Origin of the sequence: Candidatus Poriferisodalis sp. (assembly GCF_965198245.1) — a bacterium.
Taxonomy (GTDB): domain Bacteria; phylum Actinomycetota; class Acidimicrobiia; order Acidimicrobiales; family Poriferisodalaceae; genus Poriferisodalis.
Genome location: NZ_OZ240249.1, coordinates 973,003 through 998,234, shown reverse-complemented (window position 1 = coordinate 998,234; position 25,232 = coordinate 973,003). Strand labels below are relative to the sequence as shown.

Genomic DNA, 25,232 nt, shown 5'->3' with positions numbered 1-25,232 from the left:
GAGCCTCAGATTCCCAGCTCTTCAAGCATCGGTATGAGGTCGCGGCGCAGCAGCTTGCCGGTGGAGGTCCGCGGAAGCTCGTCCATCAGGTACACGAACTCGGGACGCTTGAAAGGCGCCAGGCGCTCGCGCGCATGGGCCACGAGATCGTCGCCGGTCGTGCCGCTGCCGGGCCGCACGACCGCCGCGGCCGTGACGCGTTCGCCCCATTCCTCGCTGGGCAGACCCACCACCGCGGCTTCGAGCACCGACCGATGGTCGTACAGCACAGCCTCGACCTCATCAGGCAGCACGTTCTCGCCACCCCGGATGATCATGTCGCCCGTACGGCCGGCAAGGAACAGGTAATCGTCGTCGTCGAGGTAGCCGAGGTCGCCCGTGTGCACCCAGCCCTCTTCGTCGATCGTCACGCGGGTCTTCTCGTCATTGCCCCAGTAGCCGTCCATCGCGCGAAACGTCTGCAGCTGCACTTCGCCGATCCGGCCCGGTGCGACTGGCTCGCCGCTGTCGGCATCGACGATGCGGACCTGCACGTCCTCGAGCACCTGCCCGACCGAGGACAGCCGGTGCAGCTTGCGCTCGGTCTCCTCGGAGGTTCCGGAGATGCGGTGATCGTCGGGATCGAGGACCGCCACCGTGGAGGTTGTCTCGGTCTGACCGTATGCCCCGGCGAACGCGACGTTCGGCGGGAACAGATCAATGGCTCGCCGGATCACCGACGGCGGCATCGGCGCCGCGCCATAGGTGATCGCCTCGAGGCCGCCAAATGCCTCGTGAGCAAAATTGGGCGCCTCAAGCACCCGAGCGAGCATGGTGGGCACCAGGAAGGCGTGGGTCACCGAGTGTGCCTGCACGCAGTCAATCCACGACGAGGCCTCGAATTGGGGCAGCAGCACCACAACGCGCCCGCTGTACAGCGCGTTGAGCATCGAGGTCAGCCCCGCGATGTGGTAAAGCGGCGCGGCTACCGCCATGCGACCCATGTCTTCGCCCGTGGCGGCGTCGTTGGTGCCCATCACATAGCCGGTGATGGCGCCGTTGGTGAGCTTCACGCCCTTGGGCATGGCCGTGGTGCCGCTGGTGTACAGCAACGCGCACAGCCCGTCGGAGTCGACATCTTCGGGAACGGGCAGCTCGAATGCCTCGTCTCGTGCAGATGCATAGGAATCGGGGTCGTCAAGCACGTAGAGGTGCTCGAGGTCGGCGGGCTTGTTCTGCTCGATCAGGTCGCTGTAGCGAGACTCGGTGAACAGCACGCTGATGCCGCTGTCGCTCAGCAGGTGAGCCGTCTCCTCGGCGCCGGCGCGGAAGTTCATCGGCACGACGGTGGCTCCGACGAATGCACCGCCGAAGATGGCTTCCACGCACTCGACGCTGTTGGTGGCGAAGATGCCGACACGGTCGCCGACACCGACGCCGAGCATCGTCAACATTCCCGCGGTGCGTGACACGTTGTCGAGCAGATCCTGGTAGGTGACTTCGCGTGCGCTGCCGCCGCCGGCCTCCGTCGAGGTGTCGATCAAGATGACCTGTTCGCCAGCAATGGTTGCTGGCATAAAGAGCAGCATTCCCAGATTCACAACAGCCCCCTGTGGCCCGCACGGGCAGAGATCACCGCAGATACTCGCAGGTGTCGTTGCGACGCGCCAGAAAGAGCGCAAGCAGCGACACAATCTGCCTACCGCTGGCGCCGATGACTCGCCCACTCTCCGCTGGGGTCCCTACGCTTCGCGCATGAAGCGGCTCGCATGTGTCCTGCTGGGTCTCGGCTTGCTGGCAGCCGCGTGCAGCAGCACCGATGACACCTCGCCGGACACGGCGAGCGACGGAACAGCCCAGGCACCGGCCACCGAAGCAGCGGCTCCAACCACTACGGCCGCTCCGGCGACAACGGCCGCGTCGGAGACCACCGCGGCGCCGGCACCCACCACGCAAGCCCCGGCACCGGCGACAACGGCCGCGTCGACGCCTAAAACCACCAAGGCCGCCGAGCCTGCAGCGGAGCCCATCGACCGGCTCAGCGCTGCCGTCCTGGCGTGGATGGATGAGACCGGCGCCCCCGGCGTAGTGCTCGCCGTCACCCGGGGAGGTGCTGAGCCACTCACGTTCGCCTGGGGTGTCAGCGATCTCGCCACTGACACGCCGATGACCCCTGATCACCACGTCCGCATCGGGTCAGTAACCAAGGCCGTCACCGCCGCGGTCGTCTTGCAGCTCGTCGCCGAAGGACGGGTCGAGTTCGACGCGCCCGTCGCGCACTACCTGGGCGACGACTGGGCACCCGGATACGAGCACGCCGCGACGGTCACCGTGCGGGACCTGCTCGGGCATACCTCAGGCTTCGTGGAGTTCGCCGTCGACCCGAGGTTCTTCCAACTTGCGGCGCCACGGCTGAATGAGCCGATGACGCCCGAGGAGATCCTGGAGTTCGCTGCGGCCTACGGACCAGTGGCCGACTTGGGCACTGAACGCCACTACAACACGACCGGCTACGTCGCTGCGGGCTTGCTCATCGAAGCCGTCACCGACAACCCGGCGGCAGATGAGATGCGTGCCCGGGTGTTCGATCCGCTTGGCCTGTCGCACACCTATCTGACACCCAGCGAGTTCCCGCCCGAGCCCAACGCGAACGGGTACGTCGGCGGCACATTCGCCTACGTCTTGGGCCCGATCCTCGGGCTCACCGGCGACAACAAGATCTCCCTCCAAGGCGCCATCTACGTCGACATCGGCACGATGCCCCAAGAGCTCGCCCGTTCCGCCGGGTGGACCGGCGGCGGCATCGAAGCACGCATCGGCGACGTGGCGCTGCTGATCCGAGGCCTTTTTGCAGGCGACATCCTCGATGCGAGCCAGATCGCCCTCATGACGACTGGGCATCCGGATCCCGCCGACAACAACGGCTTGGGCATCAACACCGACGAAGTCATGGGGCTGACGGTCCACTCTCACGGCGGTGGCGTGCCGGGCTTTCGCACGATCGCTGCATACGTGCCCGCGTTCGACCTCGGCATCGCCATCAATGCCAACCTGCTCGGCATCGACGCCGACAATGACGTGGACGACCTGCTCGTCACGCTTGCCCCGATCCTGGTCACGATGGGCTGACGGGCCACCGGGCGATTCTGGGCCATCGGCCATACTTGCCCCGTCGGAACTGACCTTCGGGGCCGGACAAGGGGGCAGCAGTGAGCCAGTTGTTGGCCGGCATTCGAGTGCTGGAACTGGCGACGGGAATCTCGGGTCCGTACCTGGGCAAGCTCTTCGCCGACCACGGCGCCGACGTCATCAAGGTGGAGCCGCCGGGTGGTGATCCGGCGCGTCGCCACGGTCCGTGGGGCCCTTCGGGAACGCCATCAGGGGCCGGCAGCCTGGAGCGCTCGCCGCTCTTCCTGCACCTGAACACCAACAAACAGAGCGTGATCGCCGACCTCGACGTGCCGTCGCCGAGCACTGACGACGTCGATTTCGTCCGGGCGCTCGTGGCGGAATCCGACATCGTGATCGAGTCGTTCGCACCAGGACATCTCGATGCCATCGGGCTCGGCTACGACACGATGTGCCTCCTGAGCCCTGGCATCGTGCTGACCTCGATCACACCGTTCGGCCAGTCCGGTCCGTACGCGGAGGCCGGCTACCGGGGCAGCGACATCGTCACGTACGCAATGGGCGGGCCGATGTGGGGCACCGGCATCGACGAGCGCGAGCCGGTGAAGCTGAGCGGTGATGTCACCTCGTATCAAGTCGGCAATCTGGCGGCCGTGCCGACGCTGGCGGCGTTCCAGATCAGCCAGCGCAGCGGTCGCCCAGCCCATGTCGACGTATCAGCGTTCGAGGCCCAGGCCGGCACCATCGACCGTCGCAGCTCGTACCTCATCTACCAGGCGTACACCGGCACCGATGTGGCACGTGAGCCCCGCCAGCCCCAGCGGGCGTCGCCCGTCGGCTTCTACCCCGTGACCGATGGCTGGGCGCTCGTCTTCACCCTCCCCACATGGGCGCCCCGGATGGTGCAGACGCTGGCTGCGGCCGGACTGGGCCTGGGCGATGGCGAAGACGGCAGTTCGCTGGCCGAACGATTCGCGAGTCCCCGGTGGGTGTTCGATCCCGACCTGCCCGACATGGTCGAGACTGCCTTGTACCCGTGGCTGTTCAGCCATTCCAAGGCGAGCGTGGCGGCAGCGGCGCAAGTCCACAAGTGGGCGGTGACGCCACTGAACGCACCGGTCGATGTGCTCGACGACGAGCACTTCGTCTCCCGCGGTGTCTTCGTCGAGGTCACCCATCCTGTCGCTGGGACCGTGACCCAGCTCACAGCGCCATTTCGCTTGCACGCTGGCGCGGATGCTCAGCCAGATGTGCCGGCGCCGGCACCGTTGCTCGGCGAGCACGACGCTGCGACGCGTGCCCGCGCCGCTGAACGCTCCCGCAGCGACGCTTCGGCCAGCGATGCTGCAGCGAGCAATGCATCGGCCAGCTCAGTCGGCACGCACGCGCGGATCGATCATGAGCCTCCGCGGCTGCCGCTCGACGGCATCCGAGTTCTGGACCTCACTGTGGTGTGGGCAGGCCCCGGCTGCACGATGTACCTGTCCGACCTCGGCGCGGAGGTGATCCGGGTCGACAACCCGTTCGTCTTCCCGACCGCCACGCGGGGCCTGATGGCGCGCCCGCCTGCCGAAGTCGTGCGCGAGCTGGGGCCGCTGTCGGGCTACCCCGACAACGATCCGGGACCGCGGCCGTGGAACCGTCAGAACATGTTCAGCTCACACGGCCGGGGCAAGCTGAGCTGCACGCTGGACCCGCGCACCGAGTTGGGCCGCGAGACGCTGCGGCGGCTGCTGGATCACGTCGACGTGATCGTGGAGAACAACTCCATCGGGGTGCTGGCGAAGCTGGGCATCGACTGGGAGACGGTCCACGCAGCGAACCCGCGGGTGATCATGCTGCGGATGCCGCCCATGGGTCTCGACGGGCCCTCGGCCGATTGGCTGGGATTCGGCGCCAATTTCGAGGCGATGTGCGGGCTGACCGGGCTGCGCGGCTACGCCGACGACGACCCCACGAGCCTGACGTCGGTCTTCCACATGGATCCCGCCAGCGCTGCAACGGCCGCTTTCGCTGTGCTGGCAGTGCTGGCCCGACGGGACGGCGCCGACGGGGAAGGCGGAACAGGCGTCGGCGAACTCATCGAGTTCTCCCAATCGGAAAACGTGATGCAGCACATCGGCGAGTACTTCATCGACGCTGCGGCCAACGGAACCCGCCATCATCCGCTGGGAAATCGGTCCGTCGCACGTGCACCCCAGGGTTGCTACCGCTGCGCTGTGGACCCCGCCCGTCCGGACCAGGACGATGAGTGGGTAGTCATCGCGTGCGAGAACGACGACGACTGGCGGGCGCTCGCCATTCTGTTGGATCGGACGGCCGGCGAGCGTGCGCCGCCCCTCGCATCAGATGAACGGCTGTCTAGACACGAAGGCCGCATGGCTCACCATGACGAGATCGACGCTCGCGTCAGCGCCTGGACGCAGCAGCGCACCTCGGCCGAGGCCTTCCATCAGTGCCAAGTGGCCGGTGTACCGGCTGGTCAAGTGCTGCGCGAGTCACAGCTTCGGACCGATCCGCAGATGGCGGATCGCTGCTGGTTTCGAGAAAACGGCTCGACCGAGCAGGGCTGGCACAGCTTCCCAGGTCGCCAGTGGCGCTGGGATGGCCCCGAGATGCCGTGGAGGCCGATCGGCATCCTGGGCGACGCCAACGAGTACGTGTTCCGAGGACTCCTCGGCATGGACGACGACCAGTGGCAGGCGCTCTGCGACGAAGGCCACATCAGCCGCGACTACCTGCACCCCGACGGCACCCCGCTGTAGAGCAGCGCCAACATTTGTGCCCCGCTTACCCCAGCCAGCCCAGGAGGTTGCTTGTCAGACGGGTTGGCGTGCAGTCGGCAGAGCTCTCACTGTCTCGCCGATCTCCTGGCCAGCAACCGCCAGATCGAACTGCGTTTGCAGATTCATCCAAAACTGAGACTCCACGCCGAACCAGTGCCCAAGGCGCAATGCGGTGTCCCCGGTGATCGACCTCTTGCCAGCGATGATCTGAGACACGCGATTGGGCGGCACAGAAATCTGGCGAGCGAACTCAGTGGGCGTGATCCCAAACTCCTCCAACTCGCCCTTGAGCACCTCTCCTGGGTGAACGACTCGTCGCAACATCTCCGAACCTCTCTTTTGCTAGTGATAGTCCACGATCTCGACATCGCCGGGCCCCTGCCCTTCCGCCCAAACGAAGCAGACTCGCCACCGCCGGTTGACCCGGATGGAGTGCCGACCCCTTCTGTCGCCCTTGAGGGCTTCGAGTCGGTTGCTCGGCAACGCTCTCAGAGTTTCCAGCGAGGGTGCCGCATTCAGAATCGCCAGCCTCTTCGCTGCCTGCTGTTCGAATCCCTGAAACGCTGGAACAAACACCCCATTGGCAAACATCTCAGTCCTCTTGTCCTTGTAGCCGAGGATCACTGTTCCGCATCCTGCCAGTATTGACGGCGTACGTCAATCGTACACCTCGCGAACGGCGCCAGAGTGAAAGTCGGCCTTGAGGTGCGCTTTCCGATTCTTCAGACGCTGTGGTCGACCACAATGACCAGCGACCGATGCTGAGCTGGACAGCCAGGGACGCGAGTCGCACGCCACGGGTAGATTGCGCCCATGGCAACTGACACGGGCACTGAGGCGCAGGCCGCGGCCAACGACGTCGAGTTCTGGGTAGACCCCATCTGACCTTGGTGCTGGGTGACGGCCAGGTGGGTCGTCGACGAAGTCGCCTCCAAGCGCAACCTGAACGTGAAATGGCAGCCGATCAGCCTGCTCTTCAAGAACAATCCGCCCACTGACAGTCCGTACTACGACGCGGTCGTGGGCACCCACGGGCATCTGCGGGTGATGGAGTCGATCCGCGCCGCGGAGGGCGACGACGCCGTGTTCGGCGTCTACTGGGATTTTGCGAGCCGCATCCACCACGACGGTGACCGCGATTTCGACATCGCGAAGGCACTCGAAGAACTGGGGATCGATCCGGAGCACGCCAAAGCAGCGACGGACGAGTCATGGGACGCCGAGATCCGCTCACGCATGGACGAGGGCTTGGCGCTCGTCGGCACCGACGTCGGCACGCCGATCATCGCTCTGGACCGCAGCGACGGCGAGCGCGTCGGGATCTTCGGCCCGGTGATCACCCGGGCGCCCAAGGGCGAAGACGCCCTGAAGCTGTGGGACGGCATGATCGCCATGATGGACGTGGACGGCTTCTGGGAGCTGAAGAAGACGCGCACCGAGCGCCCCGAATTCGGCGAGCGTCCGGTGACCGTCGCGCCGGTCGGCTGACCGGCCCCGAACAACGGCTTCTGGAGCGATGAGCGGCACCATCCTCGACGGTCTCAAGATCATCGACACCGACAGCCACTGGTCCGAGCCCTATGACCTGTGGACGTCGCGCGCTCCGGCGAAGTACCGCGACCGCGTGCCCAGGATGACCGAGCGCGAGGGCAAGCGCCGCTGGTGGTTCGATGACTCGATCCCGATCGGCCTGCCGATCGCGTCGTCAGTCGTCGGCCCGGACGGCGAGAAGGTCACCGGCACGGTGTTCTTCGACTTCGACAACGACATGGTGCACCGCGCCAGCTACGACGCCGAAGCCCGGGTTGCGATGCTTGATGAACTCGGCATCGAAGCGCAGATCATGTACCCCAACGTCGCCGGCTTCGGGAACCAGAACTTCCTGAAGTCGCCCGACGATGCGCTGCGCATCATTTCGGTCGAGATCTACAACGACGCATTGGCTGAGTTCCAGGAGGCCACTGGCCAGCGAGTGTTCGGCATGGCGCTGCTGCCCTGGTGGGATCTTGACGCTTCGGTGCGCGAGATCGAGCGCTGTCACGCAAACGGCTTGCGGGGCATCGTGACGTGCTCCAATCCCGAAGAGGCCGGCCTTCCCGACATGGCGATGCCGCACTGGGATCCCGTGTGGCAGGCGTGCTCGGACCTGGCGATGCCGGTGAACTTCCACATCGGGTCGTCGAAGGGCAACCTCGACTACTACGGCAAGGCGCCGTGGCCGTCGTTCGGGCCCGAACGCCGCCTGGCGGTCGGCTCGGCGAATCTCTTCATGGGCAACGCTCGGGTCGTGGGCAACATGATCTACTCCGGCGTGCCAGAGCGGTTCCCCAATGTGAAGTTCGTCTCGGTCGAGAGCGGGGTGGGCTGGCTGCCGTTTTTCCTCGAAGTGCTCGACCATCAGATGCATGAGACGGCGCCCAACGAGCTTGCCGAGCTGTCGATGCTGCCCTCGGACTACTTCAGGCGCCAGTTCTACGGCTGCTTCTGGTTCGAGCGCTCCACGGTCCGGCCCACCCTCGAATACGTCGGCGCCCAATCGCTGATGTTCGAAACCGACTTCCCCCACCCCACCTGCCTCTACCCCCGCGACGACCACGACCTGGCCAGGGCGCTCGAAGGGATCCCTCGCGACGACGTCGAGCGAATCATGTCCCTCAACGCCGCCGAGCTCTACCGCATCGACATCTGACACAGACGCTTTCTCAGCTTCTGCGTTGACCGCTGTGCTGCGCTCAGCTGCGCAAGGACATCCGCCAATGCCAAGTCAGACCCGTCGCCACATCTCAATCGACTGACTCAGGTCGGCGCGCGGCCTGCTTCAACGCGCTACGTGAAGTCCTCGTCAAACACCTCCGAATGGAGACTGTCGGACGCTCCCCGCTCGCGAAGCCTCATTCAATTCTGTCTTGGGTGCGATACGCATAACCTCATTCACGGGCATCCTCGGCACCCACTCGTTGTCGCATAGTCAAAGCGGGCGAATGTGAGGGTTGCCCCGCGCAAGTCAGCGCCATTGAGATTTGCACTGAAGAAGTTTGCCCTTGTCAAGTCTGCGTTACGTAGATCCGCACCCTCGAGGTTCGCATGCGTGAAATCCGCGTTATCGAGCGATGATTCACGTAAGTCGGCGTTGGAGAAGTCCACGTGATTGAAGTCGGTATTGACGAGACTCGCGCGTCGTAGGTTTGCATCAGCAAAGTTGGGTGCAGGAAAGGTGATCTTGAATATACACGGTCGCCACAGCAGACCCGGCAGCACGGCGTCTTGAAGATTCGCGCCAGAGAAATCAGCACATGTAATGTCCGCGCCCGCGAGAATCGACTTGCGGAGATCAGCTCTCCGCAGATCGGCACCCAACAAGGATGCGCCAAAGAACTGTACGCTATCAAGATCGGCGTTCCGCAGATCGGCACCTGACAAGGATGCATCGTGGAGGTTCACGCCCTCAAGCTTGGCGTCACGGAGATCTGCCTGATACAGATTAATGCGTCGCATGTTCAACCCTGTCATATCCGCAGCTCGCAAGTCCGCGCACCGTAGATCCAGCGCCGGATTCACTTTGCCACTCCTATGCCGATAAGGTCTGGCTGGGCAGCTTCCGGCCGCCTCTCCTACGATCTGCCCGCCCTCGGCGGGCATGTCTCCAACTAGCAGTGCCACCTCAGTGCCGACGGCGCGCGCTGTCTCCCAGCGGTCGGCACCACCGATTCTTTTCATTGTGCGGCCTGCCAGCTTGCTGGTTGGGACTGCTGACGTGCCACCGACGACATAGCCGCCAGAAGCAGCGCGGTCCAACCGAGCACGTTGCTCAGGAGGCATAGGTCCAGTTCGCTCCCCTGCGAGCACGAGGCATTCAGTCCCCAGTGCTCCGGCCAGTGTGACGGCCGAGTAAACGTCTGACTGCGCATCGGCATCAGACGCCACGACAACTGCAATCTTACCCGGGCAATCGCCTCTAGTCGCATCGGGAGGCAAATGCATCGCTGGCGCTGCATGAGCGGGAGACGGCAGCGCGACGGCAGTCAGCGTCAGGGCGCATAGCAGCACGATGAACGGACAAATTCGGGCCAACAGGACAAACACAGAGCTGGAGGCTAACCGATTCGGGTCTGTCGAATGATCGACTCTGGTGCCATTTGCTGGTGTGCCGCGCATTCGTCCCGGGCACAGCACAAGCTGCTCCCCTCCTTACACCACTACATGGGACTCATCGCACCGATCACGCCGCCGACAGATACCCGCACACCGCCGCTGTGTCCGATAGTTCCCAACCCTCGCCCGTGACAGAGATCTCCGTCCAGGCCCGCCGGGCGTGTACCCCACGCCGCGGCGTGCCGCCGCTACACACCGCCACGGCCCCGACCGCGGTCCAACTCCCGAGAAGATCGCCGGACACCGGGGATATGTCCTCGGCGCTCGCACACATAGCCACGTGCGGATCGACACGAGCGCATTCCAACGCGCTCAGCCCTGCTGCCACACTGGCACCGCCACCGGTGGCAACTACATCGCAAGATCGGTCACCGTGATTGATCAAACGCGACCACGATCGGAACTCGTCACCCGTCATGGGGCAGATACACTCATCCCCATCCGGTAAACAAGAAAACGACTGCAATAGTCGGCAATAGCCACTCTCGCGAACCTCAAGACGGACGGTCGCTACAAACTCATGTGAATCATGAAACGAAAATCACAAGGACCTGCAATCGCGACTGCCGAAGGAGAATAGACCACATGACCCTAGGCAACGAACTCTCATCGACTTATCCGATTTTTGTTTCCTCCATTCCGAGTTCCTCCCTCGGTGAAAAACTGGTGTGGACGCATATAGACAAGCCAATTGGGTATGTCGAGACCTTGATGCTGCTCCACAAGTACAACCAGATTCCTGTCTTCGATCACGATGAACCTTGGAGCAAATATCTAAGGGGTATCGTGACTTGGCGGAGCATCGCGCGCGCCCGACTTGGCCGGCGCGAACCCTCGCTTGCTGAGGCACTAGTAGAAAATCAGCACGTCGTCGACAAAGATCTAGATCTATTTACCGCAATTCCCAGGATACTGGATACAGAAATCGTTCTTGTACGAGATAAAGGCCGGATTGATGGTCTCGTTACCCTCTACGACCTTACCGAGTATCTTGCAGAGAGTTCAGAACCCTTCTTTCTGTTAAGCGAGATTGAAGTTCTCCTCCGAAGACTCGTCGAAAGGTGTACTGACAAGTACACACCCGGTCAGCGCGGAGAAGCCGATATTTCGATCAAGACGCTTGATGATCTCGGGATGGGTGATTGCCGGACGATACTTGAACAACAGAATAACTGGGAGCTGCTCGGCACCAATCAAGACCGAGCTACAGTTACCGGCGAAATCGAGTGTGCGCGCAAACTGCGCAATCAACTGATGCATGGACGCCCATTCGAAATGGACGACATCGGAAGGCATAGAAATCTACTCGACTATCTGAGGATTCTCGCCCAACCACCACGAAATTGGCAGGTAACTGCCAAGAATGAGTAGCCTCTGATTGATCCTCGTGGCCGAGTCGGCTGGTAGCGCCTGTGATATTTGGGAATGCTCTGTAACGGGTTGTGGTGGTGTTCATCGGGTGTGGTCGGCGCAGCGGTATCAGTGCTCATAGGCCAGATTGTTGCGGATGGTCCCCGCGGCGATGCCGGGTGGCTAGCGCAACTCAGGGACGACGGCCCTAATCTCTTTGTGTCTGCACAGGCCACCCAACCCGTGACGAACCACAAGATCTGGCAATCCCTGTGCAGCGCCTCGGTGCGGTTGCAATTCGCTGGTCGAGTCGAGGGTGGGCGAACTCCATCGGTGGTTGCAAGTGAACGGTCATGATGATCGTTGCCGACACATGCAACCGACCGATGGAGTTCGCCGTGGTTCGGCGGGCCGCGCGCGTCGATTCAGGGGACGCGTGACGTGCATGCCACTCAAGCTGACGGGGCTGGCTAGGGAGCTTCCAGTGGCACAGCCGTACGTCCGGTCAACTCGGTGAATCTCTGTGGGGTAGCGAACTCGCTGACGAGGAGGTCGATCCACGCTTGGCTGTAGAGGTGTCTCTTGAGGCTGCTGATGTACTCGGCGTAACGGAAGTCGAGCGTCGTCTCCGGCTCGCCGACTGGCGGGCGCACACCGAGATTGCGGCACGCCTGAATGTGGTCGTGGACACTGAATTTGAAGCCGGCCCGGCGTTGGACCTCGTTGATCACGTCGGTTGCGGTGAAGTTCGGACGAGCCGTCGGCTTGGCCAGCACGACGTACCGTTCGAGAGTTTCGGCCAGTTCGGAGGGCACCTCACCGGGCGGCACGAAGTAAGCGACCGAATCAGGACTGCGGCCCGAGCCGTGTACAACCGGGACGAACGCCACTCGCAGCATGTACGTCGGATCGGACAACAATTCCGCCGGTGCGGCATCGGCAGCGGCGAGGACTGCCTGCACATCAGGCGGCAACGACGACTGCAGCCTCTTCAGCGATGACAGAACCCCCGGGTCGCGGAACCCTGAGAGCTGCAGCGGCACCGAGAGCTTCTCGCCGACCTGGTACTCAGGGCCGAACTCTTCGACGAGGACGTTCTCGAAATTCAGCAGCCCTGACTGCGCAAGGGGAATCACTAGGGCGTCCAATGCCGGCAGATGCCGATGGGCCACTGCATTGCGCAACTCGATCCACTTGCCGACGTTCTCTCGAACTCCTCGGCACTGGTCGCCCTCTAGGAGACTGCTGAGCAAGTGGTTTGTGGTGTCGCTGTTTTGGGGCGTGGGGGCGGCGGCGCGGTGGCGGGCGGGCTGGTTGGGGCGTTGTCGGTGTGGGCGTGCTGGCTGGTTGTTCAGGCGGTGGCCCAGTTGGTGCCGTTGTGGTGGAGTCCGAGGTTGGCGAGGCGTCCCAGGTTGACGGCTGCGGCGCGCAGTCTCAGCCAGTGCCGGTTGTTGTCGGCGCCGCGGTAGGGGCATCTTCGGGCTCGGCGGACGATCCACGCGATGGTTCTTTCGGCCATGGGCCGATGCGTGCGGTAGGCGTGCTGGAACGCTTCGGTGCGAGCCTGGGCGCGTGCTGCTTTGAGCAGGTCGTGGTGGGGGTTGACCTTGAGGGTGCGCCCGTGCTTGGCGGTGGTGCAGCGGTCCCTGTGGGGGCAGGCTCGGCAGTGTCGGCCGAAGCTGGCGTTGCCTTTGGGAGTGATGTTCACGGTGACGGCGGCGGGGCAGGTCACGGTGCCGCAGAAGCGGCCGCTGTGGGGGTCGATGCTGTAGCCGATGTCGAAGTCGTCGATGCTGTAGCCGCCTTCGACAGCAGTGTTCAGCGGCGGCGGCTTGATCACCGCGTCCATCTCGGCTGCTCGCAGGTCGGCTCTCAGCGTGCCGGTGCCATAGGCGCTGTCGGCGAGCACCGTGATGCCGGCGGGCTCGTCGGCGAGCAGTCCCATCGCGGCGTCGGCGTCGCCGGTGTCGCCGGCAGACAGATCAGCCGCGGTGACCAGACCAGTGTCGGGCTCGGCGGCGATGTGGGCCTTGTAGCCGTCGCGGTAGCTGTGGGCGGTCTTGTGAGTGTGACGCGACTGGGGATCCACAACCGAGATCACCCGGCCGGTCGCGGTTCTGCGGGCGATCCGCCACCGGCCCGGCTCCCCGGCGGGCTCCACGTCCTGGCCCGCGACCAGCCCCAACAGGCCCACCGCGTCGCCCTGGGCCGCGTCGAGGTCGAGGTCCCCCGCTGCGCCGATCAGATCCAACGCGTCGTCGACCAGCTCAGACACCAGCCGCTCCATGTCGGCGGGATCGGACCAGTCCACCTCGGGCCCCGCGGGGTCGAGATTGCGTTCGCGCACCGGGACCTCGCCCAGGTCGGGCGCCAGCTTGCGGACCCGACGGATCTGCACCCTCAGCATCGTGACGGTGTCCTGGCGGGCCACCGCGTCGTCGAGCACCGTCGAGTCCAAAACACGTCTGGACCTGCCAGCAACAGCGCCGCTGAGAGCGATCAGCTCGCGCACCGCGTCGAAGATCCGGTCCGCGCGGTCGCTTGCGCGCAGCTTGTTGCGCCACAGCGTCAGCACCGTGTGATGGAACCCCTCATCGGTCAACGCCAGCCCCGCCGCGGCCTTCCACGCCACATCAGTCCGCAACCGCCGACACGCTTCACGGTCCGACAGGCCCTCCAAAGCCTGCAGCACCATCACCGCAGCGATCACCTCGCCCGGCACCGACGGACGGCCCCGCCCCGACGCGAACAGATCCTCGAACAACTCGTCGCCGAACAGCCGGCCACGATGCTCGGCCAACAACGCATGCACCGACCCCGGCGGCACAAGATGCCCGCACACCGCCGCCGCGTCCAACAACACCCGATCCTGATCCGCTGAGCCCTGCACCCCGACATTGTCCCGCGCTCCCCCACCCCGCACGCGGAAATCGCGCCCAATAAATCAGCAGTCTCCTAGGGCAAGGCCGACAAGCTCGCCGGTGCTGAGCGACTGCTCCTGTCCCCTGCTCAGGATCGGCTGCCCCAATTCGTCGACATGTCTCCATTCCTTGCCTTCGCGTTGCAGCAGCGCCAACGCGAGGCTATTCCACGCCGTCACGAACAGCAGCGCGAACGCCCCTGTGCGGAATGCGCTGGAGGGATCGTTCCAGACCCGGAGCGCTTCCAGGCACGAAGCTCTGGCCTGCTGAAGGTGGACCTGCCACTCGATCTCGGCAGTGCCGACCGGCTGGACGCCCAAGGCACGGACTTGGGCTTCGAGATCGGCGATGCGATCCGACTGCCTCGAAGGCCGAGAAGTCTCGACGCCCAAGTACGTTCGAACGAAACGGTCAAAGCGCCGTCCATGAGACGAGCCGTCGCCCCATGTCTGCCTTTCCAACTCGCTCTTGGACGTCCCGCTGCCGTTGTCCCACTTGTCGAATAGTTCACGAGCAAGCGCAATGTCTGCTTCGCTCGGCACCGAGGCCATGCGCCGCACCGTATCCGGCGCCGTATCGGAGCCGCGTGGGGACAGTTCGCGCCGATGGCTGCGCTGTGAGTCGATGTGAACTGCTGACGAGGGTGTTCGATTTTGCGGGGCGACGGCTACGCGACGAAACGCCCTCTACTCGCGGAGTGCACCCCTGATCAGCATCGGGTACGAGTCTCCCCGCGTACCCGAATCTCCGCTGCATGGGTCCACCCCACACTCCCTAGGTTGTCGAGGTGAATTCGGTAAATGTCGATCTCGCGAAGGAGCAGGTCACGACATTCCTTCGACTCCTGAGGGAAAACCTCGCCGCCTATAAGACTGCGTTCGGGAAATCACAAAGTCCCGCAGGTCGGCAGGCCAGTCTCAACCGGGCACGTAGTGCCGCCGTACAAGACGCTTCTCAGATATCGCTGCTGCGCTTGCACCCGTTGATCGAGGAGACCGCTGAAACCATCGATCCGCGCGGAGGCCGAGACAGGTTCAAGCCTCTCGGCCGCCAATGGCAGTGGGACGGTGTGATCGCACATGCGGAACGTCTAGCGGGAATCCTGGACCAGCAAGAGACACGAGAGGCACTGTTCGAGCCGAGCGGTCCGCGACTGCGAGCGGATCGTCTTCACCGGTGGGTCTGGGACGCCGCCAGAAACCTTTGGGACGACGGCCACTACGGGCATGCCGTTCACGACGCGACGAAGGCCGTCGAGCGCCAGACGCAGATCAAGGCCCGCCGCCAAGACGTCTACGGCAAGGACATGTATTCGCAGGCGTTCTCCACCAAGGACCCTGAAGTTGACGCACCCCGCCTTCGCTTCACTGAGATCGACAAGGACGAGCAGCCTCAGAGGTGGACGTCTGCGCACGAGGGGGCACAGTTTCTCGGCATGGGCTGTGCGCAAGGCATCCGGAACCCGCAGGCGCATGGCACAGACGGTCTGGACGAGCAAGAGGCTCTCGAACAGCTTGCGGCGCTCAGCGTCCTCGCCCGCTGGGTGGAATCGAGCGAATTGGTGGAGCACGTATCGGCGTGAGTCTGCTCGCTGGGCAGACGCATCGGGTCGGCGTGCCTGGTCCGCCTCGCGGCCGAACGAACCACGCCGGTCCAGAATGTCCCTTGGGTGTCGGTCCGTTCAGGCCGGCTTCGTCTCGGTGAACAAGCCCCAAGTCATCTTCTGTCCCGGCGTCCCGGCGTCGCCGGCGCGGAGAGTCCTCGGGTTGATCTCGTTAGGGTCGGGAAGCGCCAATTGAAGGTCATCGACGCCTGACTCGGACCAGCGTGCGACCGCCACAGACCACAGGCAGTCGATCAGCATGCAGGACACAGCGATCAGATTGCTTGCGTGGCCGAAATTGATCCAGTGCGTCTCGACGGTCCAGTGCCGTATCTTCTCGCTGGCGTCGCCGGGTGGGTGGCGTTCCCAGTCGGTGTGGTTCAAGAACTTGATGCTCGGGCCGTCGGCGATGCTCACCAAGTCGTCTGCGGTCCGTCCGAGGCTGAACGATGCGTCGGTCTGGGAGACGCGCAGTCCGTGCTTGATGGCGTTGTAGGGACGGCGGGCGTCGAGCCATTCACGTGCGAGCACGTGCAGGATTCCTGACAGGTTGTCGATGGCCGCCAAGCGCTCGGCGTCGTCATCTGGCACCGACTCTTGGCCGAGCAGCAGGTAGCTGACGTCGGATCGCATTTCATGCTTGTGCTTGCCGGTGATGTGCTGCGCGACGAGCTTGGGCAGCCTGCGGTCTCGGTCGGCGAGAGCCGCCAGCGGGTCCCACCAGTCCGAAGCATCGACCAAGCCTGTGTAGAGCTGCAGCAGAGTCTCCAGCGCGTGATGCAGCAGCGAGAGCGTCTCGGCCTGGATGTACCACTGCAAGGGATCGTCGTACGCCGACGGCGGGTCCGGCAGATCATCGTCGACCTCGACGCTGGGAATCGTGATGTGCACACCATGGAAGCTGAGGCCCTGATCAGCCCACGAAATGAACTGCTCCCGGTGCTCGTTGACGGCGGCGAGAATCGCCAGACGAGTGTTGAAATAGGCGCTGACCGACATCTCGCGGTAGAAAGAATCGCAATGGCCGCGCACCTGCTCCAGAACGTCCTCGTTTCGATCTGACGAGTCAGCCGCCATCCGTTACCCCTCCCCCAAGATCGGTGTCATTGCCGCCGCTGCCGCCACCGGGTCCGGCTCACTGCACAGTGCCGCCATGCGACTCTCAGAGCCAAACCGTCGAACTCGCATGTCCGCCACTCCAAACTGACCAAGCCGTCGCCGAGTCACACGGGACTGACCCGCACACGGCTCCCAAGCCCAACCCGGCAACACCGACACTGCGCCTCGCCGAACAGATCAGCCGACACGCAACGAATCAATGTTCGCGCGCCAGGCCACCGCGATCGCGGATGCCTACGGCCGTCGTCTTTAGCGAGAAGACGCCAACCGGGGCACTGTTTCTCGCTGCTACATCGCCTTACGTCCCTGTGTGATCTGAGATGTGTCGCAGGAGGGCCTAGGACTACGCTTGTCGGGTCCAAGCAGGGCAAGGAGCCTGGATGTCGGTCGGAGAAGAGCGCTGCTACGACGCTCCTCATCCACGCGGTGCCCGCATCATTTGGTCGGTGTCAGCATGAGCCTTCGGAAGATAAGCAGCGGCCGTGTTGAGGAGCGGGGCTTCTTCTTTCGAAAGTGGCTCTTCTACACGACGAAGACCAACTATTTCGTTCTCAACCAAACCGCCTATGAGGAGGTGACCGCGCAGCGTAAGCGAGACGGCGCAGCACGCATTGGCCGCGACGCGGATCGTGTCCTGTGGTGGACGGATTCGGGCTTGTACTGGTCAGACCCGGAGTTGAAGGGCAAGGATGTCGCGCTCCTCATCTGGGACCGCCAGCGGCGGCAAGACTCGAAACTGGAACGGCTGCGCAAGATTCGAACCAAGAGTGAGGACATCACCGCCGCCCGACGCGAACGGATCCCAGACGAAGTACGGGCAATCGTGTTCGAGCGTGACTCGGGACGTTGTCAGAAGTGCGGCAGCCAAGACGACCTCGAATACGACCACATCATCCCCGTCGCGAAGGGCGGCGGGAACTCGGTCAACAACATCCAGATTCTCTGCGCCGACTGCAATCGCCGCAAAGGCAGTTCGATCATCTGAGACCGCTGCCGCTAGCCGCGAACCTGCACGAGGACCGGGTGTACAGCCCGGATGGGATTCGGTAGGCGGGCAGCAATCTTTGGCCGGTTGGATCGGCGGCGACAAGCGCTCTCGCACCCATTCCGAACCGCACAGCCGGGCCGCCTCTCAGCGTGCTCCTCCCATTGGCGGTCTCAGGAGGCTGCCGCGGGCTTGGTTTCCAATGTGGAGATTGCGGCGAGGGCCAAAATCCACCCCGTCTAACCTGCGGAAACAAGACTGGCCAACATCCCACCATCCAGCAAGCCCCGGGAGCCCAGCTCCGGGGCTTGTTTCGCGCTGCTCAGTGCTCGCGTCGTACGCCCTTGAACGGGCCGCCAGTTCTCTTCATCGCCATGAATCGGCCCGAGGACGCGTCGCGCTTGGTCCAGTTGCCGTTTTTCGGATTCTGGAACTGACTGCGGCCTTTTGCGGCACCGTTCCGGCCACCGCCATTGTCGCCGTTCTTGGCTATCGTGCCTCCCTCTGCGGTGAACGCAGGGTATTCCTCATGGCAATCAGACAACTGAGCAATGAACAATGCTGGAGACACGCGGCTCCAGCACTCGAATTTGCGACAACCACAGCGGTACCGACATAGCATCATTCGCCTTCGGGGCCCGCCAGGGTTCGGCGTCCGCATACATCGATCCCAGTACGGCCTCGACCCGCACAAACGGAGCCTCAACCCCCCGTCATCCCACAGAATTACGAAGGGCCAACTGATGGAACCCCCGAAACCGCTGGGCACTTCGATCCGGATTTTCTTGGCTGATAGCGAGGCCGATGGGGTGTGGGTCGTCGAGAAGAGCAACTGGACCGGCAAGGCGCTCATGGCTCCGCGTACCCGCTACGGCGAGATGCGTGCCCGGCCCGATCTCGACGGTCCGGGCGTCTATCTGCTGGTTGGGCCGACTGAATCGGGTCTGCTCCCGAGCCGGGTGTACATCGGTGAGACCGACGACCTCCCCGGCCGACTCGACAGCCACAACAAGAACAAGGACTTCTGGAACCGGGTCATTGTCTTCACCAGCAAGGACTCCAACCTCAACAAGGCACATAACCGTCACTTGGAGGCGCGCCTCATTGGGCTGGCCAGCACAGCGAAACGAGCGGAGCTCGACAACGGCAATGCCGGTTCACTCCCGCCGCTGTCCGAGCCCGACACCGCCGAGGCCGAAGCCTTCCTGGCGGAGATGCTTCTCATCTACCCGGTGCTGGGTGTTCAAGTGTTTCAGAAAGCCGAGAAGCAGCCATCCAGCTCGGTCCGTCTCCATCTGATCGGCAAGGACACCAAGGCCGAAGGGACCGAGACTGCTGACGGGTTCGTCGTCTATGCAGGATCGCTCGCCCGGGCTGACGCGGTGCGTTCGATCCACTCCTACGGCGCCCAGCTTCGAGCGGCCTTGGCCGATAAGGGTCTCTTCGTCGAGGATGGCAAGCACTTGCGTCTCACCGAGGACTACGTATTTTCCGCGCCTTCGACGGCAGCGATGGTCATGCTCGGCCGGCCATCGAACGGCAGGCTTGAGTGGAGAACGGCCGAAGGTCAGACGCTCAAGGACCTCCAAACGTTTGACATGACGAGCGAGACGTAGGTGCGGATGGTGCGCCTAGCACTGGTCCAGCGAGCGTTGCGTCCCATGCGGGGTCGATGATGTCTTCTGCAGAGCTAGTTGACGGCGTCCCGTATTGGACGGAGAAGATGTACAAGCCCGGTGGCGGTCAGGACCACCTCGGGCTCGGCTCCGTCGTGACCGATCGAATCCTTCCGCGACTGTCGCCGGGCATCAATGTGCTGACTATCCACCCGCGCTACTGGTCGTTCTACGCCTTCTTGTTGAGCGAGTTCTGGAAGCGCGACCTGCCGAGGACGAAGGCCGCGCTTCGGGATTGGTACCGGCCGATGGAGTGCATCTACTCGGTCGCGTGCTCTCTTTGCGAGAGCCCCGACCACTACGGCACGCCGATCGGCACGCGACGAATAGCGGGGGTTGTCGCAGACGAGCCGAACGGGTTCGATCCGCAGTTCGACTACATGGAGTCCGTGATGGGCGGCTACGGGCTCTACTACGCGACCGTCATGCAGGCCGTTGGCCTGGTCGCGCTCGCCGACCCGCGACTCGGGCTGCCCGTCGACGCCGTCACACCCGAGGGCCAGGTCGTCGCGGATGCTTTCCGGGCTGTGATTGCCGACACCGAGTACTACCGCAACTGGATTGACCGCCACGATGAGGAGCTTCCGTATGCGGTCGCAGCCGAGTACGGCGAGCTGGCCTGCTTCTGCCGCCTCCGTGACGATTCCGCACTCGACCGTCCACTCCTAGTTGACGCCTTCCTCCATCACGGCAGCCCGGTCGAGACCGAGGCGCGTCGCCAAACGCTGCGCATGTTCTGCGAGCTGGCGGACCAGAGCGATTCCAGTCCGGTGGATGCGGACTCGTTCCGGCGCCTCGTCTACTACGGCGTCGACCGCACAGAAGAGCCGAACGCTCCCGGCGCCACGTTTGTCCCACCGCTGCTGCTCGTCCGTACTGCGCGTAGGTGGCGTCTCTATCAGGCACGTGAGTACTTCAACGCGGCCATCAACGAGATGTGGCGACGATTGTCCTTCTGGGGGCTCGCGCGTGATGGGGACATCTACCCGGTCCCGACGACTGACCTGATCGCTTCGATCGACGCGATCGACTTCGAGAGCTTCGCCGAGTCGGTCGGTGTCGACCTGCCATCCAGCGGACTTACAGCAGAATCGCCGTACCGCGAACTGCTCGCGTGGGTAATGGCGGTTGGCGGCGTCACCGACCATCTCGATGATCGTTGGGACCTCGACTGTGACCTCACAGAGGACCGAGTCATCGAATGGCTCGGCTACGGGCGACAGGCGACCGACCACAGCTCAGACATGCTCGCTGCTGCTCTCACGCTCGCGACGTTCGTTGCTGCCCGCCTGTGGCCGCCCGAGCTCGCCCTCATCGAACCGGCCGATTGGTTCCCTGTCCTAGAGGGGGGACAAGATCGACTCGGCCTGCAGCGATTCATCAATGCGCTCCGAACACGGGTCGACGCCAACGCAACGATTGGGGAAGTCGCCCACTGGTTGACGCTCGACTACGTGATCGCCCAGCACGAACGTGTCGCCACCGCCAAGCTTGCGACGACGGGTGACACTTTCCGGTTCCGACGAGAGGCCGGGCGACTCCGCTTCTTCCCGAAGGACGCCCAAGTGGGCATGAACGACTCCAGGTTCAACGCGCTCGCAACCTTCGTCTACGAGCTCGGCTGGAGTGGCTACTTGTACGTCGAGCATCACGGCCTGACCGAGGAAGGTGAGCTTCTACGGACTGACGGTGATCTGCCGGCATCTGGGGCGTTCGAATCGCTCGCCGCTGCGGAGGGCGTGTGACGGCACCTCGAATCCGCGTGCCAACGCTGTTCGACGAGGCATGGGACAGCGTCATCATCACCACGTACGGCGCTGACCTTGCCTTCTACGAACGAGACCTGTGGCGACAGATCGACCGGGCGAAGAACCGCCTGATCTTCGCAGACGGTCGACAAGTAGATCGTCGACTCCTTGCGGTCGAGAACAGCAGCCCGCTCCGCCATGTCAATCGCACCTACGTTCTCGCACCTATGCGGTTGCCGGGCGTCGCTCACGCCAAGCTGATTCTCCTCCTCGCGGAGAATCGAGGACTCCTTGCAGTCGGGTCGGGCAATCTCGGTATGGGTGGTCTTGCGTCGCAGGGGGAGTGCTTTACCACCTATAGCTGGTCGGAGGAAGACCCCCAGCACTTCCATGCCTTCGTTGCGGTGAAGGACTTCCTGGAGCAGGTGATCGCTCGCGGACTCGTCGACGAAACCGTGAGACCCCGGCTCCAACAGGCCTGGCAGGACGCACCATGGATCTTCGGTGCGGCCGACGAGGCGACCTCCACTGTGCGCCACAACCTGGAGCTGCCGCTGCTCGACCAGTTCATCGATGTCATCGACGGCCGTCCGGTACGCGAACTCGTCATCCACGCGCCCTTCTACGACCATCGTTGTTCGGCGCTGTCCGAGCTCATCGGTCAGACGCAGCCTCAGTCCTTGCAAATCCTCCTGCAAGAGCGGATCACTTCTGTCGATCCGCGGCGATTGTCCGAGGTCCTGTCCACAGCCCCCAATCAGGTCGAGGTTCGAGCGGTTCAGGCACACGACAAAGGCACGTTCCTCCACGCCAAGTTCGTCGTCGCTCGCTTGAACTCGTCGGACGTCTGCCTGCAGGGCTCTCCGAACGTGTCGACACCTGCACTGCTTCAGGCTGGACTGACGGGCAACATCGAGTTCACAAACCTGCTCGAAGCAACCCCGGGTGCCTTCGACCATCTGGTCTCCGACCTTGTCGTCAGCCCTGATCCCGTAGACGTCTCATCGCTCGGCTTGTCCCTCGCTGAAGGTGACGACGAACCCGACGACAATGACTACGCGCCACAGGTCCGGGAACTGTCTTGGATACCACTTCGGCTCACCGGCGTCTTTCCGGGCGAAGTCGACACCCCTCCCGGCCTCATTGTCGGTGAGTCGACAGCCGACGACGTCGAGTGGCACCTCGATGCTCCACGAGATGGCAAGACACCGTTCTCCGCAATTCTCGGCGAGTCCGCTGCCGCCGAGCTCAGCCGCGTCGCTGCTGTCACCTTCGTCTTTGACTCCGATCGACGGACCGTCCCCGCGTACCCCTACCACCTCAACGCTTTGATCGCTCTGTCGTCCGGACAGGGGCGAACCGATCTATTGAAGCAGGCAGGCGATTTCGATCTCGACGACGAAGAACTCGAGAAACTCCTCGTCCAGCTCGACGAAGTGCTCATTGTCGACGGCCGGAGCCTGTGGCGAATGCTCAAGCGCAAGGTGCCCGAACCCGCCGATGACGAGGAGTCTGTGGCGCTTCGCTACGACGACCTCGACTGGGACGCGATCCGTTCCCATCCGAAGCTGGCGCAGTATCGAGCATGGGACCAACGTGGGCACGCTGATTCGACTGGGCTCGGGATCCTGCTCGGGTCAATCAGCGATCGCTTTCGTGCCGAAGTCAGCCAGCGTCGTGGCGACGGAGCGACCGGGGAGATCGAAACCGAGACGGCCAGCGATTCCCTGAACGATCTCGCCAAGACCATCGAAGCCGAAGATGAGGAGACTGCGGAAGCCGAGCAGGCCGAAGTGGAACGTCGCCGGATGAGCGCACGGGCGCGAGCACGACGACAGTTCCGGAGCTTCGTCAAGCGCTTCGTGGCAGGGCTGACCGATATCGAGTTCACGCGGCTTGTCGGACCAAGCGTGATCGTGCCGAGCTACGTCGTGTTCAACCACCTGTGTTGGAAGCTCGCCCAGCTCGATCTCATCGACCGACCCTTCGTCGTCGACGCCCAAGTCGAGCTCTGGAGGTTCTTCTGGGGTGACGAAGACGGATCGGGCTACGTGGCGACGATGAGCGAGGCAGAGCAGCTCGCCTCGATCGACATCCTCGATGCTCACTGTGCCGAGGCTGTGCTTCTCGCATCCATGCACCAGGCGTATGACATCGCTTGGGAACTTGAGGATGAGGATGTTGTGCGCGTGCGCGACGAGTGGCGCGTGATCCTCACTCACGACCTCGGTGGCGTTGGCAGAACATCGGTTCAGGATGCTGCGGCAGTCAGTGGAATTGGCCCTAACCCTTTGCCTCTTGCCGACTTCGTTGCCCAGCTCACTGGCCTCGCGGCGTACACGCCTGACCACGAGATCCTCACCGCGGTCGCCGAGATCGTGGGCTGCCGCGCCAGCGCCGTGAGTCGAACAAGGCAGAAGGTCCACCGCGGCGACCTCGGAGACGAGATCGTGAAGGTGTTCGAGATCTCTGATCCACTCGTCGAGCTGGACTCGTCAACGGCGCTACAGCTTTTCTCTGACCTCGTTCGCCTGCTTCCCGAGGAGCAGTACCTGCGCGTGAGTCACTCAAAGACGGGAACGGTTGCCTTCGCTGATTACGAACGTGGCGTCGGGCTCCGGTACGACCCGCGAACCCACGATGAGTTCGAGTTCGATCCGCCGGACGCAAGTACACAACCTTGGGATGCCGCAGTTGAACGGCTACAGACCCTCGCTGCGTGACTCACCTCGTAGGGCTTCGCGACTGCCTCGGTGTCGCTTCGCGTGAGGTTGTGTGCGCGTGATCCGAGAGTCGCTGGCAGCGAGGACGTTGCTGATACGTCTCGCCTCCGCGACGCACGCCCCTTTGGCCTCCCGCAAAGTCCGATGCCGAACGCCCCGGTGGGGCAACGTGCGAACCTCCCCCGGTGAACGGTCGTCGTAGGGAGCTGTGTACGCATGCCACTTGCCGACTCGCATCCACCACACCACAAAGCCGTAGCGGCGCAGCGGACTCTCAGCAACCCAATGACCGCGACGAACCTGTGTCCATCTGAGGCCATCAAACACAATGCAGCCAGCCCGTCATCAGGCACGAACGTAGCGGCTCAGTCGACGTCAGGTTCGTCTGCGATACAGAGCCACGCGCTCTAGATCGGTTCGACGGCATTTGCGAACCTAACCGCCCACACACCTACCGCGCCCCGCCCACTGTGTCAAAAGCCCCTCGTAGGGCGGACATCCAAAGCCTGCGCAATAGCCGGTGAGATTCATCATGTCCAAACCAAACACACCCACGACGCCCTACGAGCAGCTGGAACTGCAGTTACCTGGACTGACCTGCGTGTATGTCGACGTGGAGGAAATCGAGACCTCCCCGTATCGGGACCTCGTGAACGTGACCATCGGACTCAGGTTCGTCGATCTGATCAATGCGGTCGCCGACCGCCTCACCTGGCCAGTGACACGAGCACAAACGGAGAAGCTGACTCGCGAAGAGCCGGTCAGACGACGACACTTGAAGAAGAAATCCGATTCCTACATGATCGTTGAAGGCCCAACGCCCGACGGCGACGACCCGCAGCTGCACTTCATGCTGTCGAGCAGAGAAGTTGTCGACCGGCTGCGCATGTTGGTCGGAGCAGGCGTCGCCAGCCAAACACCGCAACAGGAGCTGATCGCCTTAGTCTCTGGCGGACTGAATCCGTTCGCCAACACCTGCGCCATGATCGCCCTGAGACACCGCGAAGCAGCCTGATCTCGCATGCAGCAAGTGCCCGTCCCGTTGACGGCGCCCGGCTCCG

20 protein-coding genes are annotated in these 25,232 nt (G+C 63.5%); 11 read left to right on the top strand and 9 right to left on the bottom strand.

Annotated elements, in window-relative coordinates; genetic code table 11:
- Nucleotides 1-5 precede the first annotated feature (5 nt).
- Nucleotides 6-1,556, bottom strand: a complete 1,551-nt coding sequence (locus tag ACOCMM_RS04735; RefSeq protein WP_419552038.1) for a class I adenylate-forming enzyme family protein — start codon at nucleotides 1,554-1,556, stop codon at nucleotides 6-8.
- 178 nt (nucleotides 1,557-1,734) lie between these two features.
- On the opposite strand from ACOCMM_RS04735, the gene ACOCMM_RS04730 reads away from it, so the two are divergent.
- The gene (locus tag ACOCMM_RS04730; RefSeq protein WP_419552037.1) at nucleotides 1,735-3,108 is read left to right on the top strand and encodes a serine hydrolase domain-containing protein; all 1,374 of its coding nucleotides are present in this window, start codon (nucleotides 1,735-1,737) and stop codon (nucleotides 3,106-3,108) included.
- 80 nt (nucleotides 3,109-3,188) lie between these two features.
- Entirely contained in the window at nucleotides 3,189-5,873 is a 2,685-nt protein-coding gene (locus ACOCMM_RS04725; protein WP_419552036.1) for a CaiB/BaiF CoA transferase family protein, read from the top strand.
- Between the two features lie 54 nt (nucleotides 5,874-5,927).
- Here ACOCMM_RS04725 and ACOCMM_RS04720 read toward each other — a convergent pair whose 3' ends face one another.
- Nucleotides 5,928-6,218 carry a HigA family addiction module antitoxin gene (locus ACOCMM_RS04720; protein WP_419552035.1) on the bottom strand — a complete coding sequence of 97 codons (291 nt, stop codon included), beginning with the start codon at nucleotides 6,216-6,218 and terminating at the stop codon, nucleotides 5,928-5,930.
- Between the two features lie 18 nt (nucleotides 6,219-6,236).
- Nucleotides 6,237-6,518, bottom strand: a complete 282-nt coding sequence (locus ACOCMM_RS04715; protein ID WP_419552034.1) for a type II toxin-antitoxin system RelE/ParE family toxin — start codon at nucleotides 6,516-6,518, stop codon at nucleotides 6,237-6,239.
- 273 nt (nucleotides 6,519-6,791) lie between these two features.
- Between ACOCMM_RS04715 and ACOCMM_RS04710 the strand changes: the two genes are divergently transcribed.
- Complete coding sequence (locus ACOCMM_RS04710; protein WP_419552033.1) at nucleotides 6,792-7,382, top strand: disulfide bond formation protein DsbA; 591 nt, start codon at nucleotides 6,792-6,794, stop codon at nucleotides 7,380-7,382.
- Nucleotides 7,383-7,410: 28 nt separating this feature from the next.
- Complete coding sequence (locus tag ACOCMM_RS04705) at nucleotides 7,411-8,583, top strand: amidohydrolase family protein (RefSeq protein ID WP_419552032.1); 1,173 nt, start codon at nucleotides 7,411-7,413, stop codon at nucleotides 8,581-8,583.
- A gap of 242 nt (nucleotides 8,584-8,825) precedes the next feature.
- Here ACOCMM_RS04705 and ACOCMM_RS04700 read toward each other — a convergent pair whose 3' ends face one another.
- Nucleotides 8,826-9,452, bottom strand: a complete 627-nt coding sequence (locus ACOCMM_RS04700; RefSeq protein ID WP_419552031.1) for a pentapeptide repeat-containing protein — start codon at nucleotides 9,450-9,452, stop codon at nucleotides 8,826-8,828.
- A gap of 1,179 nt (nucleotides 9,453-10,631) precedes the next feature.
- Between ACOCMM_RS04700 and ACOCMM_RS04695 the strand changes: the two genes are divergently transcribed.
- Entirely contained in the window at nucleotides 10,632-11,417 is a 786-nt protein-coding gene (locus tag ACOCMM_RS04695; RefSeq protein WP_419552030.1) for a CBS domain-containing protein, read from the top strand.
- A 449-nt stretch (nucleotides 11,418-11,866) separates the two neighbouring features.
- Here ACOCMM_RS04695 and ACOCMM_RS04690 read toward each other — a convergent pair whose 3' ends face one another.
- The 3 genes from ACOCMM_RS04690 to ACOCMM_RS04680 all read right to left on the bottom strand — a co-directional run bounded on the left by ACOCMM_RS04690 (nucleotide 11,867) and on the right by ACOCMM_RS04680 (nucleotide 14,868).
- Nucleotides 11,867-12,649 (bottom strand): DUF3644 domain-containing protein, encoded by a 783-nt coding sequence (locus ACOCMM_RS04690; protein ID WP_419552029.1) that lies wholly within the window; start codon nucleotides 12,647-12,649, stop codon nucleotides 11,867-11,869.
- A 98-nt stretch (nucleotides 12,650-12,747) separates the two neighbouring features.
- Complete coding sequence (locus ACOCMM_RS04685; protein ID WP_419551906.1) at nucleotides 12,748-14,286, bottom strand: IS1182 family transposase; 1,539 nt, start codon at nucleotides 14,284-14,286, stop codon at nucleotides 12,748-12,750.
- 54 nt (nucleotides 14,287-14,340) lie between these two features.
- Nucleotides 14,341-14,868 (bottom strand): DUF3644 domain-containing protein, encoded by a 528-nt coding sequence (locus tag ACOCMM_RS04680; protein WP_419552028.1) that lies wholly within the window; start codon nucleotides 14,866-14,868, stop codon nucleotides 14,341-14,343.
- Nucleotides 14,869-15,104: 236 nt separating this feature from the next.
- On the opposite strand from ACOCMM_RS04680, the gene ACOCMM_RS04675 reads away from it, so the two are divergent.
- The gene (locus ACOCMM_RS04675; RefSeq protein ID WP_419552027.1) at nucleotides 15,105-15,899 is read left to right on the top strand and encodes a TIGR02391 family protein; all 795 of its coding nucleotides are present in this window, start codon (nucleotides 15,105-15,107) and stop codon (nucleotides 15,897-15,899) included.
- A 99-nt stretch (nucleotides 15,900-15,998) separates the two neighbouring features.
- On the opposite strand, the gene ACOCMM_RS04670 is transcribed toward ACOCMM_RS04675, so the two are convergent.
- Nucleotides 15,999-16,997 carry a hypothetical protein gene (locus tag ACOCMM_RS04670; RefSeq protein ID WP_419552026.1) on the bottom strand — a complete coding sequence of 333 codons (999 nt, stop codon included), beginning with the start codon at nucleotides 16,995-16,997 and terminating at the stop codon, nucleotides 15,999-16,001.
- Nucleotides 16,998-17,493: 496 nt separating this feature from the next.
- Between ACOCMM_RS04670 and ACOCMM_RS04665 the strand changes: the two genes are divergently transcribed.
- A complete protein-coding gene (locus ACOCMM_RS04665; protein ID WP_419552025.1) occupies nucleotides 17,494-18,024 on the top strand; it encodes an HNH endonuclease in 531 nt (176 codons plus the stop codon).
- 322 nt (nucleotides 18,025-18,346) lie between these two features.
- Here the strand turns inward: ACOCMM_RS04665 and ACOCMM_RS04660 are convergent, their stop codons facing one another.
- Nucleotides 18,347-18,595 (bottom strand): hypothetical protein, encoded by a 249-nt coding sequence (locus ACOCMM_RS04660; protein WP_419552024.1) that lies wholly within the window; start codon nucleotides 18,593-18,595, stop codon nucleotides 18,347-18,349.
- A gap of 172 nt (nucleotides 18,596-18,767) precedes the next feature.
- On the opposite strand from ACOCMM_RS04660, the gene ACOCMM_RS04655 reads away from it, so the two are divergent.
- The 4 genes from ACOCMM_RS04655 (at nucleotide 18,768) to ACOCMM_RS04640 (ending at nucleotide 25,186) form a co-directional block, all read left to right on the top strand.
- Nucleotides 18,768-19,640 carry a GIY-YIG nuclease family protein gene (locus ACOCMM_RS04655; protein WP_419552023.1) on the top strand — a complete coding sequence of 291 codons (873 nt, stop codon included), beginning with the start codon at nucleotides 18,768-18,770 and terminating at the stop codon, nucleotides 19,638-19,640.
- Between the two features lie 56 nt (nucleotides 19,641-19,696).
- Nucleotides 19,697-21,445 (top strand): hypothetical protein, encoded by a 1,749-nt coding sequence (locus ACOCMM_RS04650; protein WP_419552022.1) that lies wholly within the window; start codon nucleotides 19,697-19,699, stop codon nucleotides 21,443-21,445.
- Nucleotides 21,442-24,171, top strand: coding sequence for a hypothetical protein (locus ACOCMM_RS04645; protein ID WP_419552021.1), 2,730 nt, complete (start codon nucleotides 21,442-21,444; stop codon nucleotides 24,169-24,171). The genes ACOCMM_RS04650 and ACOCMM_RS04645 overlap by 4 nt, the downstream gene beginning before the upstream one ends.
- A gap of 532 nt (nucleotides 24,172-24,703) precedes the next feature.
- Entirely contained in the window at nucleotides 24,704-25,186 is a 483-nt protein-coding gene (locus tag ACOCMM_RS04640) for a hypothetical protein (RefSeq protein ID WP_419552020.1), read from the top strand.
- Nucleotides 25,187-25,232 lie beyond the last annotated feature (46 nt).

Coding starts and splice junctions, on each gene's coding strand:
- ACOCMM_RS04735 (WP_419552038.1), bottom strand. CDS start 1,556: ATGCCAGCAACCATTGCTGGCGAACAGGTCATCTTGATCGACACCTCG.
- ACOCMM_RS04730 (WP_419552037.1), top strand. CDS start 1,735: ATGAAGCGGCTCGCATGTGTCCTGCTGGGTCTCGGCTTGCTGGCAGCC.
- ACOCMM_RS04720 (WP_419552035.1), bottom strand. CDS start 6,218: ATGTTGCGACGAGTCGTTCACCCAGGAGAGGTGCTCAAGGGCGAGTTG.
- ACOCMM_RS04705 (WP_419552032.1), top strand. CDS start 7,411: ATGAGCGGCACCATCCTCGACGGTCTCAAGATCATCGACACCGACAGC.
- ACOCMM_RS04695 (WP_419552030.1), top strand. CDS start 10,632: ATGACCCTAGGCAACGAACTCTCATCGACTTATCCGATTTTTGTTTCC.
- ACOCMM_RS04680 (WP_419552028.1), bottom strand. CDS start 14,868: ATGGCCTCGGTGCCGAGCGAAGCAGACATTGCGCTTGCTCGTGAACTA.
- ACOCMM_RS04670 (WP_419552026.1), bottom strand. CDS start 16,997: ATGGCGGCTGACTCGTCAGATCGAAACGAGGACGTTCTGGAGCAGGTG.
- ACOCMM_RS04665 (WP_419552025.1), top strand. CDS start 17,494: ATGAGCCTTCGGAAGATAAGCAGCGGCCGTGTTGAGGAGCGGGGCTTC.
- ACOCMM_RS04655 (WP_419552023.1), top strand. CDS start 18,768: ATGGAACCCCCGAAACCGCTGGGCACTTCGATCCGGATTTTCTTGGCT.
- ACOCMM_RS04650 (WP_419552022.1), top strand. CDS start 19,697: ATGATGTCTTCTGCAGAGCTAGTTGACGGCGTCCCGTATTGGACGGAG.
- ACOCMM_RS04640 (WP_419552020.1), top strand. CDS start 24,704: ATGTCCAAACCAAACACACCCACGACGCCCTACGAGCAGCTGGAACTG.